10 protein-coding genes are annotated in these 14,316 nt (G+C 34.2%); all 10 read right to left on the reverse strand.

Features of this window, described 5'->3' with window-relative positions; genetic code table 11:
• Positions 1–27: 27 nt before the first annotated feature.
• Positions 28–1,803 (reverse strand): efflux RND transporter periplasmic adaptor subunit, encoded by a 1,776-nt coding sequence (locus JM80_RS12215; RefSeq protein ID WP_034643556.1) that lies wholly within the window; start codon positions 1,801–1,803, stop codon positions 28–30.
• A complete protein-coding gene (locus JM80_RS12220) occupies positions 1,793–2,275 on the reverse strand; it encodes a DUF305 domain-containing protein (RefSeq protein WP_034643558.1) in 483 nt (160 codons plus the stop codon). Before JM80_RS12220 ends, JM80_RS12215 begins: the two co-directional genes overlap by 11 nt.
• A gap of 19 nt (positions 2,276–2,294) precedes the next feature.
• A complete protein-coding gene (locus JM80_RS12225; protein ID WP_034643561.1) occupies positions 2,295–4,793 on the reverse strand; it encodes a heavy metal translocating P-type ATPase in 2,499 nt (832 codons plus the stop codon).
• Positions 4,794–4,795: 2 nt separating this feature from the next.
• Positions 4,796–6,013 carry a TolC family protein gene (locus tag JM80_RS12230; protein ID WP_034643563.1) on the reverse strand — a complete coding sequence of 406 codons (1,218 nt, stop codon included), beginning with the start codon at positions 6,011–6,013 and terminating at the stop codon, positions 4,796–4,798.
• Positions 6,010–9,738 (reverse strand): efflux RND transporter permease subunit, encoded by a 3,729-nt coding sequence (locus JM80_RS12235; RefSeq protein ID WP_034643566.1) that lies wholly within the window; start codon positions 9,736–9,738, stop codon positions 6,010–6,012. Before JM80_RS12235 ends, JM80_RS12230 begins: the two co-directional genes overlap by 4 nt.
• A gap of 111 nt (positions 9,739–9,849) precedes the next feature.
• Positions 9,850–10,227: a hypothetical protein gene (locus JM80_RS12240; protein WP_034643924.1), complete on the reverse strand. Its 378-nt coding sequence runs from the start codon at positions 10,225–10,227 to the stop codon at positions 9,850–9,852.
• A 97-nt stretch (positions 10,228–10,324) separates the two neighbouring features.
• Positions 10,325–12,274 carry a heavy metal translocating P-type ATPase gene (locus tag JM80_RS12245; protein ID WP_034643569.1) on the reverse strand — a complete coding sequence of 650 codons (1,950 nt, stop codon included), beginning with the start codon at positions 12,272–12,274 and terminating at the stop codon, positions 10,325–10,327.
• Positions 12,271–12,633: a DUF3703 domain-containing protein gene (locus JM80_RS12250; RefSeq protein WP_034643927.1), complete on the reverse strand. Its 363-nt coding sequence runs from the start codon at positions 12,631–12,633 to the stop codon at positions 12,271–12,273. The genes JM80_RS12245 and JM80_RS12250 overlap by 4 nt, the downstream gene beginning before the upstream one ends.
• Before the next feature lie 56 nt (positions 12,634–12,689).
• Positions 12,690–13,103 carry a Fur family transcriptional regulator gene (locus JM80_RS12255; RefSeq protein ID WP_028283530.1) on the reverse strand — a complete coding sequence of 138 codons (414 nt, stop codon included), beginning with the start codon at positions 13,101–13,103 and terminating at the stop codon, positions 12,690–12,692.
• Between the two features lie 3 nt (positions 13,104–13,106).
• Positions 13,107–14,312: an efflux RND transporter periplasmic adaptor subunit gene (locus tag JM80_RS12260; RefSeq protein ID WP_075695601.1), complete on the reverse strand. Its 1,206-nt coding sequence runs from the start codon at positions 14,310–14,312 to the stop codon at positions 13,107–13,109.
• Positions 14,313–14,316 lie beyond the last annotated feature (4 nt).

Below are 14,316 nucleotides of genomic sequence, written 5' to 3' on the forward strand. Positions count from 1 at the left end.
ATTTAATTGTTATTATTTGATTTATTATTATTCTATGACTTGTTTTACTTCTCCGCAGGTTAACATGGTGCTACCAAAATAGGGATTGATTACTTTTTCTTCTTTACTCAACCAATAAGCGCCATTGTTGTTTTCTGCCATCGGACAAAACTTCACATACACTTTTTCATTAATACCGAACAGTTGTACTGCATTTATTAATTGTGATGATAGATCTTTGAAATGAACTCTTTGCTCCTTTATATCTGATGTTTTGGAAATAGATGTCGCAGCAATTTTTACTTCTTTTTCCAATGACACCCAATGTGTATGTGCTTCATCTTTTAGTAACTTCATATATACTTTGGATATATTATCCAATAAGCTATTTGATATTGTCATTACAGTTTTAGAATCCTCATTGACTAAAGCATCTTTTAAATTGATATAATCATTGTAAACAACTTTTAATTGTTCTTGAAATTTTTCTGACACTTCCAAACGTTCATTCATATTGGTATGGTCGTTCTCTTCTTTTAATGCCTTATTATCCATACCTAAATGTCCTTCGTGACCTGTCATTACTTTGCCACCATTCTTATTCATCATTGATTTTTTACCTTGTAATTGGGCTGCTGCATCTACTGTAAATGTGCCGTTAGTCACGATTTCATTTCCAATAAATAAACCTTCTAAAACTTCATATTCATTACCAATTTGGTTCCCTAAAACAACTTCACGCATTTCAAAAATGGTTTGGTCTGGATTGGTTTTTAAATAGACCACAGAACGTTTACCTGTCCAAAGTACAGCAGATGCAGGGATTGTTAATACCGCATCATTACTACTTGAAACTCGTTCAATATTTGCGGTTACAAACATTCCTGGTTTAAATACATCGTTTTTGTTATTAAGCACCACACGTAAGGTTACTGTTCTTGTTTTAGTATTTAAAATTGGTTCAATGAAATCTACTTTCCCTTTAAATTCCTTATTAGCATAAGCGTTTGTAGTCACTAAAACTTCTTGTCCCTTTTTAAATAAATCAATTTGATTTTCATAGACATCAAAGTTTGCCCAAACCGTATTGAGATTTGCAATTTTAAGCAATGGTTGACCTTGTTTGATGTAGTCGCCTTGTTCTACTAATTTTTCGGTAACTGTTCCTGAAACTGTTGCATAAACTGGAAAGTTTTCTTTTACTTTTTGGGTTTCTTCAATTTGATTGATTTGACTTACAGAAAGCTTCCACAACTTCAATTTATTACGAACTGCCTTATATAATTCAGGTTGGGATTCCTTTAAAGATGATGCCGTAATTAACTCTTGCTGTGCTGCATACAATTCTGGCGAATAAATGGTTGCTAATAATTGACCTTTACGAACTTCTTCGCCTGTAAAACTAACATTCAAACGTTCTATTCTACCCGAAAAATAACTGACTTGTACTGCGTTTGCCTCTTCATTTTCAGCAATTTTACCAGATAATTTAAGGGTGTTGCCATCAACATTTCCTTTACCTACAACAGTTGTTTGAATATTGGCTAAAGCCATCGCATTTTCGGTTAACTTGAATTGGTCTGCTAACAGACCATCACTTCCACTTTCGGCAGGAATTAAGTCCATCCCACAAATAGGACAATCACCTGGTTCTGGTTGCATAATTTGTGGATGCATAGAACACGTCCACATTTGATTGGTTTCTGCAAGCTCGTCGTGATTATGTCCTGTCTGTTCGTTTGATGAACCACTAAAAAGTAACCACCCCAACAATAGACCTATAGTAACTAAGCCTATATATATCACTATTTTATTATTTTTCATTTTCTAATCGTTTTATCATTGCTTTCATTTCTTCTATTTCCTTCTTTTGTGCTTTTATTATATCATCTGCTAATTTTTTAACTTCTGGGTCTTTTATATCCGCTCTTTCACTTGTTAATATTGCGATGGAATGGTGCGGTATCATTGCTTTCATCCAAAGGACATCACCAATAATTGGTGCTTGTGTTCTTACTAATCCTAATGCACTTACAAAGAGAATAAAACTACCTGCAAGTATTGCTATATTCTTTTTTTTGTCGTTATACATTTTTCGCATAAAAAACCACATTATGACTGCCATTGTTGAAATACCCAAACACGTCATATAGAAACGTGTTAAGCTAAACCATACGTGGTCTATGGAATATGTATTTAAGTACATTGTTATATACATAGCTATAAATGATAACCCTAACATTAAAAAAAATGTTTTATAGTTTCCTTTGTTTGTGTGTTCTTTTGAATTTTCCATAATTAGTTTGATTTTATAGTTAAATTTTAATTTTTCTTAATCTTAAAGCATTTGCTATTACCGAAACAGAACTAAAACTCATTGCTAATGCTGCTATCATTGGCGACAATAAAATGCCAAAAAATGGGAATAATACGCCTGCTGCAATAGGTAATCCTAATGTGTTATAAATAAGTGCAAAAAATAGATTTTGCTTTATGTTCTTCATTACGGAATGACTTAAATTTTTAGCCTTTACTATGCCGTGTAAATCACCTTTTACCAGGGTTATCATTGCACTTTCTATCGCTACATCTGTTCCTGTTCCCATTGCAATACCTACATCACTTTTTGCCAATGCTGGTGCATCATTAATACCATCACCTGCCATAGCAACCACTTTTCCATTTTCTTGCAGTTTCTCTACTTCTTTGAGTTTATCTTCTGGTAACATACTGGCTTTAAAATCTGCAAGATTAAGCTCTGATGCTACTGCTTGTGCTGTATCGTGATTATCGCCTGTTAGCATTATTACATCAATACCTTTATCTTGAAGTACTTTAATCGCTTTGGCACTTGTTTCTTTTATTATATCGCCTATAACTACATACCCAACAACGGTTTCATCTAATGATAAATAAGAAACTGTTTTACCCTGTTTTTGGTAAGATTTAGCTTCGTCTTTCATTGTAGAAGTAATATCTGCTTTGGCATATTCCATCATTTTAGGATTCCCTAAAGCCACTTTTTTATCATTTATTATAGCTTCAACACCTTTTCCTGTGACAGCACTAAAGTTTTTAGATTTTATTCTTTCAGCGTTATGTTCCTTTCCATATTTAACTGTCGCTTCTGCCAAAGGATGTTCACTATTGGCATTTAATGAAACAATGTATTGAAGTAGTTCATTTTTGTTTAAAGTATCACTAAAAGCACCTACTGTTTCTACCGTTGGTTTTCCTTCTGTAATAGTTCCTGTTTTATCAACTATAAGTGTATTTACCTTATCCATTTTTTCGAGAGCTTCGGCATTTTTAATTAATACACCATTTTGAGCACCTTTACCCACACCAACCATTACAGACATAGGTGTTGCTAAACCTAAAGCACAAGGACACGCAATGATTAAAACTGCAATTGCATTCACAAACGCATATACATAAACAGGTTCTGGTCCCCAAATTGCCCAAACCATAAATGTGATAATAGAAATAAGAACTACAACTGGCACAAAATAACCTGATACCTTATCTGCTAAATTCTGAATAGGTGCGCGACTTCTACTGGCATCATTAACCATATGTATGATTTGTGAGAGTAAGGTATCACTTCCTACTTTTTCCGCTTTCATCAAGAATGATTGATTCCCATTAATGGTTCCGCTACTTACTTTATCGTCTTGTGATTTATTTACAGGAATAGGTTCTCCTGTTATCATAGATTCATCAATGGTTGTTTCTCCTTCTGTTATTACACCATCTACAGGAATTTTATCACCTGGTTTTACTTTTAGAATATCATTTAATTCTATCTTATCTATACTGACTTCAATTTCTTCATCATCAATTATTTTTATGGCTTTATTAGGTGTTAACTTTAGTAACTCTTTTACTGCGGAATTGGTTTTACTGTGTGCTCGCGCTTCTAACAACTGTCCTAAAAGCACCAAGGTTAGAATAACCGTTGCTGCTTCAAAATAGACGTGTACTGCACCTGATTCAGTTTTAAACTGTGCTGGAAACACATCTGGAAATAACATCCCAAACACACTAAATAACCAAGCCACACCTGCACCGATTCCAATAAGTGTGAACATATTGAGATTCCACGTTTTTATACTTCTATAAGCACGCTCAAAGAACATCCAAGTCGCATAAAATACAACTGGAATAGATAATGCAAACTGAATCCAATTCCAATATTTCTGTTCCATTATATCGTACAATGGATTGTTATTGAGCATTTCGCTCATAGCCATTAAGAATATTGGTAATGTGAATGCAGTTGCTATCCAAAACTTCTTCAATAATTTTTTATAGGTCTTTTCTTCTGCTGAAACATCTGGTTGCATTGGTACTAAATCCATACCGCAAATAGGACACGAACCTGCTTCATCTTTTACAATTTCTGGATGCATTGGACACGTCCATTGTTCTGTTGAAGCTGTCGATAGATTTTGTTCTTCAACCAAATCCATTCCGCAAACAGGACAATCGCCTGATTTATCGTAGGTTTTATCACCTTCGCAATGCATTGGGCAATAAAATGTACCTGTGCCTTTGCCTTTTGATGTTTTTTCTGTTTTATCTTCTAAATGGTGATGATGTTCACCTTGTTTATGAATACTGTATCCACCATCATTTTTTAAGGCTTCTTGAAATGTTTCTATAGGAATATGCAATTCCATTTCGATTGTAGCTTCTGCCTTTTCTAAATTGACTGTTGCTTTTGAAACACCTTCCACTTTAGAAAGTGTTTCTTCTACGTGAGTACGACAACCGTTGCACGTCATTCCGTGTATGTGATATGTATGTTTCATTACTATTGTATTAAATAATTAATTATAGTACTCTGAACATAGTAGGTCTTCACAGATTCTATTTGGTTCATTTGAAACTTTAATTGTAGTTCTTGAATATCCAAAACATCATTAAAATCTATCGTTCCTGTTTCGTAGCTTTTGATTAAAATGTTTTCAGCATCTTTGGCTTGTTTTAAGTTCTTGGTTTGAGTCTCATAACTTATTCTTGTCGAAATACGCTCATTAATTGCTTTACTTAAAAGCGTTTCCAAAGTGTTTAATCGTTCTTGTTTTTGAGCCGTAATTTCCTGTTGTTGCAACTTATTTTGCTTGGTTTGAGATTTGTATTTCTTATTGAATATTGGGATGGACACCGAAACCATTGGCATTACAATATCTTTACCGTTATCAGAGAAATTCATATCTGGTCTTTCGGAAATATTGATATAATCCAAGCCAAAACCAATCATAGGACTGCTTTCTTTTTGGTTTAGTAATTCGGATTGTTCTATGGATTGATATAGTTTATCATACTTTAACAATTCAGGGTGTAAGGCTAAATTTTTAGTAGTGATTTCAAAGTCTTCTGAAGGCATCATTAAACCATCTACCACACTAACAGCAGTATCATTTTTCCTGTTCAAAAGCTTATTGAAATTAGTTTGTTCTGCTAAAAACTGTTGACTTAAAACATCTTTTAGTTGTTGCATTTCATTTTGACGCATTTGCAATCGTAACACATCTACAGCTGAAGCTTTGCCAACTTCAACCGAGGTTAATGCTAGCGTTTCGTAGGTTTCCAATAGTTTAATATTCTCGCTTAAAACCTCTTGTTTTGCTTTATTAGCGTAAAGATAATAATAGGATTGTGCTACAGAAGCCATCAATTTTCTTTTAGCTACAACAATGTCTTCGTATTTAGCATCTGCCAAAGCACTCACATAATTTTCTCGTGAAGCAATTGTACCAAACCACGGTAACATTTGTTTTGCCGATACTTTAAAACGTTGCGCTCCTGTTCTGGTTTCTGGTTCGCTTACGAAGTAACCCACGCTAAATTCGGTATTAGGAATGGTATTGACTTCATTCACTTTTTCGGAAGCAATGCGATACTGTAATTCAAATTTTTGAATTACAGGATTATTATTTAATGCTTCATTAATAAGTACTTCTAATTCTTGTGCATTTGAGACACTAAAAGTTAATAAACCTATGAGTGTATAAATTATTCTTTTCATTTGTTTGCTCTTTTCAATTTAAACTCTTCTCTCCAGCTATATAATACTGGTACAATAAAGTAAGAGGTAATGTCTATAACCATCCCTCCAAATATTGGAATTGCCATAGGTATCATAATATCACTTCCTTTTCCTGTGGATGTCAATACTGGCAACAGCGCCAAAATGGTAGTTACCGTAGTCATTAAACACGGACGAATACGTTTTTCGGCTGCTTGTAAAGCGGAAGTTCTAATGCTCTTTTTATCCGAAGGTTTTTCTCGCTCAAAAGTTTGCGTGAGGTATGTTGCCATAACGACACCATCATCTGTTGCAATCCCAAATAATGCTATAAAACCTACCCAAACCGCTACACTTAAATTGATGGTTTTCATATTGAAAAGGTCTCGCATATTTTCTCCAAACAAACTAAAATTAAAAAACCAATCTTGACCATACAGCCATATCATTATAAAACCACCTGCAAATGCAACCGTTATTCCTGTAAATACCATTAGTGACGTAGTAACAGATTTAAACTGGAAATACAGAATCAAGAAAATAATAGCAAGTGCTAATGGAACGACAACGGACAATGTTTTTTCTGCTCGTAACTGATTTTCGTAAGTTCCTGTGAATTTATAACTGATGCCTTTAGGAACCGTTAATTCTCCTGCATCTATTTTCTGCTGAAACAATGCCTGTGCATTTTCAACAACATCCACTTCTGCAAACCCATCTAATTTATCAAACAACACGTATCCAACTAAAAAGGTGTCCTCACTTTTAATTACCTGTGGTCCTTGTTCATACTGAATAGTCGCCAACTCACTTAATGGAACAGGGCTTCCTTTTTCAACAGGAATATAAATACCTTTTATATCGTTTGGATTACCACGCAACTCTCTTGGATAACGTACTCTAACAGCATAACGCTCTCTACCTTCAACCGTTTGAGTTAAAGCCATACCACCTATTGCAAACTTTAGCACGTTTTGCACATCTTCAATTGACACACCATAACGTGCTATCTTTTCCCTATCAATATCAATGAGCAAATACGGTTTACCAACAATTCTATCTGCAAAAACAGCTTCAACCTTAACACCTTCTGCCTGTTTTAAAAGACTTTCTAATTGCAAACCAAACGCTTCGATTTGTTTTAAATCTTGTCCTTTTACTTTTATTCCCATTGGTGCTCGCATACCTGTTTGAAGCATAACTAATCTGGTTTCTATGGGCTGTAATTTTGGTGCAGACGTAACGCCAGGTAATTTGGTAACTTTAACGATTTCATTCCAAATATCTTCTGGTGATTGTATTTCTGGTCGCCAATTCCTGTAGTATTCTCCATCATTATCTTCGATAAGTTGAGAATGTAAAACTTTTGTAAAAACAACATTTTCGGAATTATTAGGGTTAGCTATAAATGTTCCATTTTTCAATTCAAAAGCACCATCCTCATTAACTTTATAACGTTGCCTTTTTCCTTCGGAATTTCGCATATATTCAGATTTGTACTGAATCATATTTTCATACATCGACAAAGGTGCTGGGTCTAAAGCTGATTCTGTTCGACCAGCTTTTCCAACTACGGTTTCAATTTCTGGAATAGTAGCTACTGCCATATCTAATTGTTGAAGCACTCTTTTGTTTTCTTCAACACCAGAATGTGGTAATGAGGTTGGCATTAATAAAAATGAACCTTCATTTAAAGATGGCATAAATTCTTTTCCAGTATTGTTCATTATCCAAATACCAGAAATAAGTACGGTAGTTGGTATCATTAAAAACAAAAGTTTGTTGGCTAAAGCCCAGTTTAAAATCTGTCCATAATACCTTCTGAAAATTGAAAATATTCCTAAAATTCCGAAGCAAATGATAGCGACAAAAATTAAGTTGATGAAGATACTTCTGTCAAAACCTAGCGGTCTCCAATATTCAGCAAGTAAGAATACAATAGCAGCACATGAGATGATAATATTAACAAGATTGCTATTCTTTTTGTTGAGTTTTCTCGAAACTCCTAATAAACCTGTGACACCAAAAGCAATTAAAATTATCCCTAACCAATATCCAACACCAATAATTGCGATTCCGGCAATTATTAAAGCACCATTTAAAATATGCTTAAAAGAATTTTTAAGTGATGTTTTTCTGAATAAATAAGCTGCTAATGGCGGGATTAGAAATAAGGCAATAACCAAAGATGCTGATAACGCCATCGTTTTGGTAAATGCAAGTGGTCTAAACAATTTTCCTTCTGCACCAATCATTGTAAACACAGGAACAAAACTGATAATTGTGGTTAATACCGCAGTTAAAATCGCTCCAGAAACTTCGGCTGTGGCATTATAAACCACTTCATTTGTAGTTAACTCTGTACCGTCTTCTCGTAATCGTAATTTGTCATCATCGAGATGGCGAATCATATTTTCTGCGAGAATGACGCCTACATCTACCATAGTTCCAATAGCAATAGCAATACCAGAAAGTGCTACAATATTGGCGTCTACGTTAAACAGTTTCATCGTAACAAAAACCATTAAGACTGCAACAGGCAACAATCCAGAAATTAAAATAGAAGCTCTTAAATTGAAAACCATCACAATAATAACCAAAATGGTAATTAATATTTCTAGTGTCAATGCTTCATTAAGCGTGTCTAATGTTTCTTCAATAAGCTCGGTACGGTCATAGAAGGGAACGACTGTTAATTGAGATGTTCGTCCATCTGCCAATACTTTTGAAGGTAATCCACCTTTCAGTTCCTCAATTTGCGCCTTTACATTGTTAATAACCTCCATTGGATTAGCACCATATCTTGCCACTACAACACCACCAACAACTTCCGCACCTTCCTTATCCAATAAACCTCTTCGTGTTGCTGGACCTAATGATACTTTACCTATGTCTTTAATTTTAATTGAGGTAAAATCTTCTGATGTCACTACAGCATTTTCAATATCTTCAACAGATTTCACATAACCCAAACCACGCACTAAATATTCAGCTTGATTGATTTCTAAAGTCTGCGCACCAATATCTTGATTGCTACTTTTAACCGCTTTTACAATCTGGTTTAAGCTAATGCTATATTGACGCATCAATTCTGGATTAACATCTACTTGATATTCTTGAACATAACCACCAATAGAAGCAACTTCAGAAACACCGCTTGCACTAGATAAAGCATATTTTACGTAGTAATCTTGAATGCTACGCAATTCGTGTAAATCCCAACCACCAGTCACGTTTCCTTTTTCATCACGACCTTCAAGTGTGTACCAGAATATTTGTCCTAATCCTGTTGCATCTGGACCCAAAGCAGGATTAACACCTTCAGGTAATAATCCACTTGGTAATGAGTTTAGTTTTTCTAGAATACGACTACGACTCCAATAGAATTCTACATCTTCTTCGAAAATGATATAGATACTTGAAAACCCAAACATAGACGAACTACGAATGGTTTTTACTCCTGGAATACCTAATAAGGATGTGGTTAATGGATAGGTAATTTGGTCTTCAATATCTTGTGGCGAACGACCATCCCACTTTGTAAATACAATTTGTTGATTTTCTCCGATATCTGGGATGGCATCAACAGCCACAGGATTACTTGGTAAAAATCCAGTATCCCAATTGAAAGGTGCGTTTACAGTTCCCCATCCAACAAAAAGAGCAAGTAGCAGAACTGCAACGAGTTTATTCTCTATAAGAAATTTGATTGCTTTATTAAGCATATGATTTGATTATTAAACAGTTAGACATTGGCGTTAAGAAAACACCGAATACAGCAAATTATCCTTATGACATTATAAAGTCATAGGATAAAACAGTCTATTGTTTAAAAATCAAATTAAATAAGTCTCGTCAATCTTGAAGATTTCCTTTATGACGAGTGGTGGTTCGTATTCTTCAAAAGAAGATACATTGTTTTCTAAACCTTCAAAAAGGTTAATATAGGTATAAACAAATGAAGCGATGAATACTTGTTGTTCAAAAGAAACTTTGTCAACTTGTAATTGTAGTTCGTCTTGACCATCAACTACCAATTGTTCATCATTACAACAATTCTTTTTTGTAATAGAACAACCTTCAGTTGAAGGATTATCCATTTCCATTCCGCATCCTTCAGCTTTATGGAACATAGCAGTTTCTACCAAAGTATCTCCACAATAATGCATACCGAGCGTAAATGACATTGTAGAGCATAACACTACAAAAGCCATTGCTAAAGACATTATTCTATGGAATACTTGTTTCATATTAATTGCGAAGTTACAAAATTTTAACAACTATTGATTTTGTTTAACAGAAGTTTAGAGGTTAATTCCAATTCATTTTTTGTAATCTAACCGCATTTAAAATTGCTAATAATGCTACTCCTACATCGGCAAAAACTGCTTCCCACATTGTTGCTAAACCACCTGCTCCTAAAATTAGAACAATGACCTTAACACCAAATGCTAAAATGATGTTTTGCCATACAATTTTTCGTGTAGAACGACTAATTTTAATTGCTCTCACGACTTTTGAAGGTTGGTCTGTTTGGATGATGACATCTGCTGTTTCTATTGCGACATCGCTACCTAAACCACCCATTGCAATTCCGACATCACTTGCCGCCAAAACTGGCGCATCGTTAATTCCATCGCCAATGAAAGCAATTTTGTTTTCGAGATTCTTCTTTAAAAGCTCAACCTCATTTAGCTTATCTTCTGGCAATAATCCGCCTTTGGCTTTTTCAATGTTTAATTCGGAAGCAACTTTTTGAGTTATGGAATCTTTGTCTCCCGAAAGCATCATAATATTTTTTATGCCTATTTTTTGTAAATTAATAATTGTGTCTTTTGCATCGTCTTTCAATTCATCCGCAATAACCACATAACCTGCAAATTTTCCATCGATAGCGACTAAAACGATAGATTCTACAATAGATTCCGTTTCAGATGGTATATCAATATTATTAGAAGTCATTAAGGCTTTATTTCCAACTAAAACGGTTTTGTCATTTACAATACCTTTCAAACCTTTTCCAGCGATTTCTGAAACTTCTGTAGCCTCAAAATCTGCTCCGTCTGCTTTATATTCTAAAATTGCTTTGGAGATTGGATGCGTAGATTGTTCTTCCATCGCCATCAAATATTTCATAAATTCGGTTTCTTCCCAACCAATTGCTTTAATTTCTTTAATCTTGAAAACACCTTTGGTTACAGTTCCTGTTTTATCCATAACCAACGTATTTATTTTGGTCATTGCATCGAGAAACGAAGCGCCTTTAAATAAAATTCCGTTTTTTGAAGCTGCTCCCAATCCGCCAAAGTAGCCTAACGGAATTGAAATTACCAATGCACAAGGACACGAAATCACGAGAAAAATCAAGGCACGATACAACCAATCTCTAAATACATAATCATCCACAAAAAAGTATGGAAGAAACGTAACACCTATGGCTAATAACACAACGATTGGCGTGTAAATTCTTGCAAATTGTCTAATGAATAATTCTGTTTTAGACTTTCGAGCTGTGGCATTCTGTACCATATCCAAAATTCTTGCTATGGAACTATTTTTAAATTCTTTGGTGGTTTCTATTTCAATTACTCCATCCAAATTAATGCTCCCTGCAAATACTTTTTCGTCTTTTACAATCGTATTAGGTTTGCTTTCGCCTGTTAATGCTGCTGTGTTGAATGAACCTTTGTCGGAAAGTAGAATACCATCTAAAGGGATTTTTTCTCCAACACGTACTTGCACTTTTTCACCAATTTCAACCGTTTCTGGACTTACAGACACATAATTATTGTTGCGATATACCAGAGCTTCATTTGGTCTAACATCCAATAATGCTTTAATATTTCCTTTTGCTCTATTTACTGCTGCATTTTGAAATAATTCTCCTACTGCATAAAACAACATTACTGCTACACCCTCTGGATATTCACCAATTATAAACGCACCAATAGTAGCTATAGACATTAAAAAGAACTCTGTAAAAATATCACCCTTTTTAATACTATTCCAACCCTCTTTTACTACTGGAAAACCTACAGGCAAATATGCTATACTGTACCAAACAATACGAGTCCAATTCTTAAAAAAAGAAACATCAAAATAATCTAAACCTATACCCATCATAAGCATCGTAAAACTTATAATTGCTGGCACATAAGTTTTAAATGCACTTCCATTACCGTGATTATGACCATCATCGTGAGAATGTTGCTCTTCTGAATTTGGTTTTAAATCTCTTAAATTGACTTTCTTTTTTTTCATTTTGAATTGAATAAATTTTTAATATCATTAGGTATAGGCATAGATTTTAATGGTGGTACGTTTGCACTGCCTGTGTTACCAAGTGGCACGTGGTCAATAAATGATTTCCAACCACCAACAAGTAACCTAATAATTTGGCCGAATACTTCTTTAGTATCTTTTTGCATAAATCCAAACTTTAGCATTAACCAATGTGAATAGGTATGTTCTATTGGGTAAGATTGCCCTATGATATGACTGCGTTCTAAATGATACCAAGCATTACTATACTGCTTATTTTCTAAACAGAAACTGTATTGTTTTAATTCTTCTATATAAGCCTGTTTAAGAGGTTTAGGTATTTTAGTATTAAACTTCATATCCATTAATTTTGAATAAAAGTAGTACAATCGTTAGTGCAATGGAAGTGCATTTGTTATCCACTACACTTATCACATATACCTTTTACAACCAAGTTTACATTTTCTGAAACAAAGCCATCAGGCACTTTAATTTTTGGTATTTTATGGTCTGTTAAGCAAATGGTTTCATTACAATTGTTACAATGGAAATGTAAGTGTAAATCTTTATTTATATCACAACTACAACCTTGTTCACATAAAGCATATTTGGTAATACCTGTACCATCATCTATTTGATGTACAATGTCTTTTTCCTCGAATGTTTTAATAGTTCTGTACAATGTAGTTCTATCTGCTTTTTCAAAAGCATTTTCTATATCACTTAATGTTACTGCTACTTGTTTCTCTGCAAGAAACTTATAAATCAATAAACGCATTGCCGTAACGCGAATATTTTTTAACTCTAATAATTGTTCTATGGTTTGCATAATCTAATGTTCGTGTTCTGCTTCGCCTTTTTTCATTTCGGCTATTAAATAATACGCATTGTTATAAGCGAATTTTGTGATTTTATCTTGTTCTTCAGTAAATTGAACAGCTACCCAATTGCCATCTTTTGCTCCTAAAAGCACTTCAATAGGTTTAAAACTCCAATCGTCATTTTCTTTTTCTGCCGAAAACACGAAAAATCTATCACCTTCTTTTACTATCGCACTTTCAGGAAGTGCTTTTGTTTTGGTGTTCTCTACTTGAATTTTACCTTGGATATACATTCCAGGAATTAAGTTACCTTTCTTGTTTTCAATTTCAGCGTGTACGTGTACTGCTTTAGGGTCATCTTCAAATGTTTTGCTTACGGAATAGATTTCTGCTGTTAATTCTTCATCTTGCATTGTTTGTATATTAAAGCTTACTTTTTGACCTTTCTTAACTTTATACACATCTTTTTCAAAGACCATTAAATCAGCGTGAACGTGATCTGTATTTACAATTTCAAAGAGTTCAGTTTGTGGTTCAACATACTGTCCTGTTTTTACTTCTACCTTTTGCACATAGCCTTCAATAGGACTGCGTAATGATATACTTTGAGCAATTGTTCCATTTCGTACTGATGACGTATTTATGTTTAATAGTTTCAACTGCGCTTCCAATCCATTTACCATAGCTTTAGAGGCATCATATTCGGCTTCGGCCTTTTGAAAATTTGCACCAGAGCCAACTCCTGCATCATATAATTTTTGTTGACGCTCAAAGTTCTTCTTTAAAAAATTACTATTGCTAAAAGCATTCAAATAATCGGTTTGCATTTGAATAATATTTGGATGTGAAAGATATGCCACAATTTGACCTTTATTCACTTTGTCTCCTTCAATCACTTTTATGGATAACACATTTGCACCAACTACAGAAGTTATTGCTGCTTCACTTTGTGGTGGTACTTCCAATGTGCCATTTGCTTCTACATAACCACTCATATTACGCAATGCAATGGTGTCTATCTTCATTTTTAAAGCTTCAAACTGTTGTTGTGAAAGCATCACTTCTTCGCCTTCGCTATGGTCATCGTTTTCTTCAATCTTTTGTTCCTCGTTATGGGAATGACCATCACCTTCCTTATGGCTTTCTTTATTTCCGCAAGCAACAACTAAAAATGAAACTGTTAGTAGTGCTAAAATTATATATTGTGTGTTTTTCATTGTC

This window comes from Cellulophaga sp. RHA_52, assembly GCF_007827205.1.
Taxonomy (GTDB): Bacteria; Bacteroidota; Bacteroidia; order Flavobacteriales; family Flavobacteriaceae; genus Cellulophaga; species Cellulophaga lytica.

Bases quoted from the DNA above. Each gene is read 5' to 3' on its own strand.
- JM80_RS12215 (WP_034643556.1), bottom strand. From the start codon at position 1,803: ATGAAAAATAATAAAATAGTGATATATATAGGCTTAGTTACTATAGGT.
- JM80_RS12245 (WP_034643569.1), bottom strand. From the start codon at position 12,274: ATGAAAAAAAAGAAAGTCAATTTAAGAGATTTAAAACCAAATTCAGAA.
- JM80_RS12260 (WP_075695601.1), bottom strand. From the start codon at position 14,312: ATGAAAAACACACAATATATAATTTTAGCACTACTAACAGTTTCATTT.
- JM80_RS12255 (WP_028283530.1), bottom strand. From the start codon at position 13,103: ATGCAAACCATAGAACAATTATTAGAGTTAAAAAATATTCGCGTTACG.
- JM80_RS12220 (WP_034643558.1), bottom strand. From the start codon at position 2,275: ATGGAAAATTCAAAAGAACACACAAACAAAGGAAACTATAAAACATTT.
- JM80_RS12235 (WP_034643566.1), bottom strand. From the start codon at position 9,738: ATGCTTAATAAAGCAATCAAATTTCTTATAGAGAATAAACTCGTTGCA.
- JM80_RS12230 (WP_034643563.1), bottom strand. From the start codon at position 6,013: ATGAAAAGAATAATTTATACACTCATAGGTTTATTAACTTTTAGTGTC.
- JM80_RS12240 (WP_034643924.1), bottom strand. From the start codon at position 10,227: ATGGCTTTTGTAGTGTTATGCTCTACAATGTCATTTACGCTCGGTATG.
- JM80_RS12225 (WP_034643561.1), bottom strand. From the start codon at position 4,793: ATGAAACATACATATCACATACACGGAATGACGTGCAACGGTTGTCGT.
- JM80_RS12250 (WP_034643927.1), bottom strand. From the start codon at position 12,633: ATGAAGTTTAATACTAAAATACCTAAACCTCTTAAACAGGCTTATATA.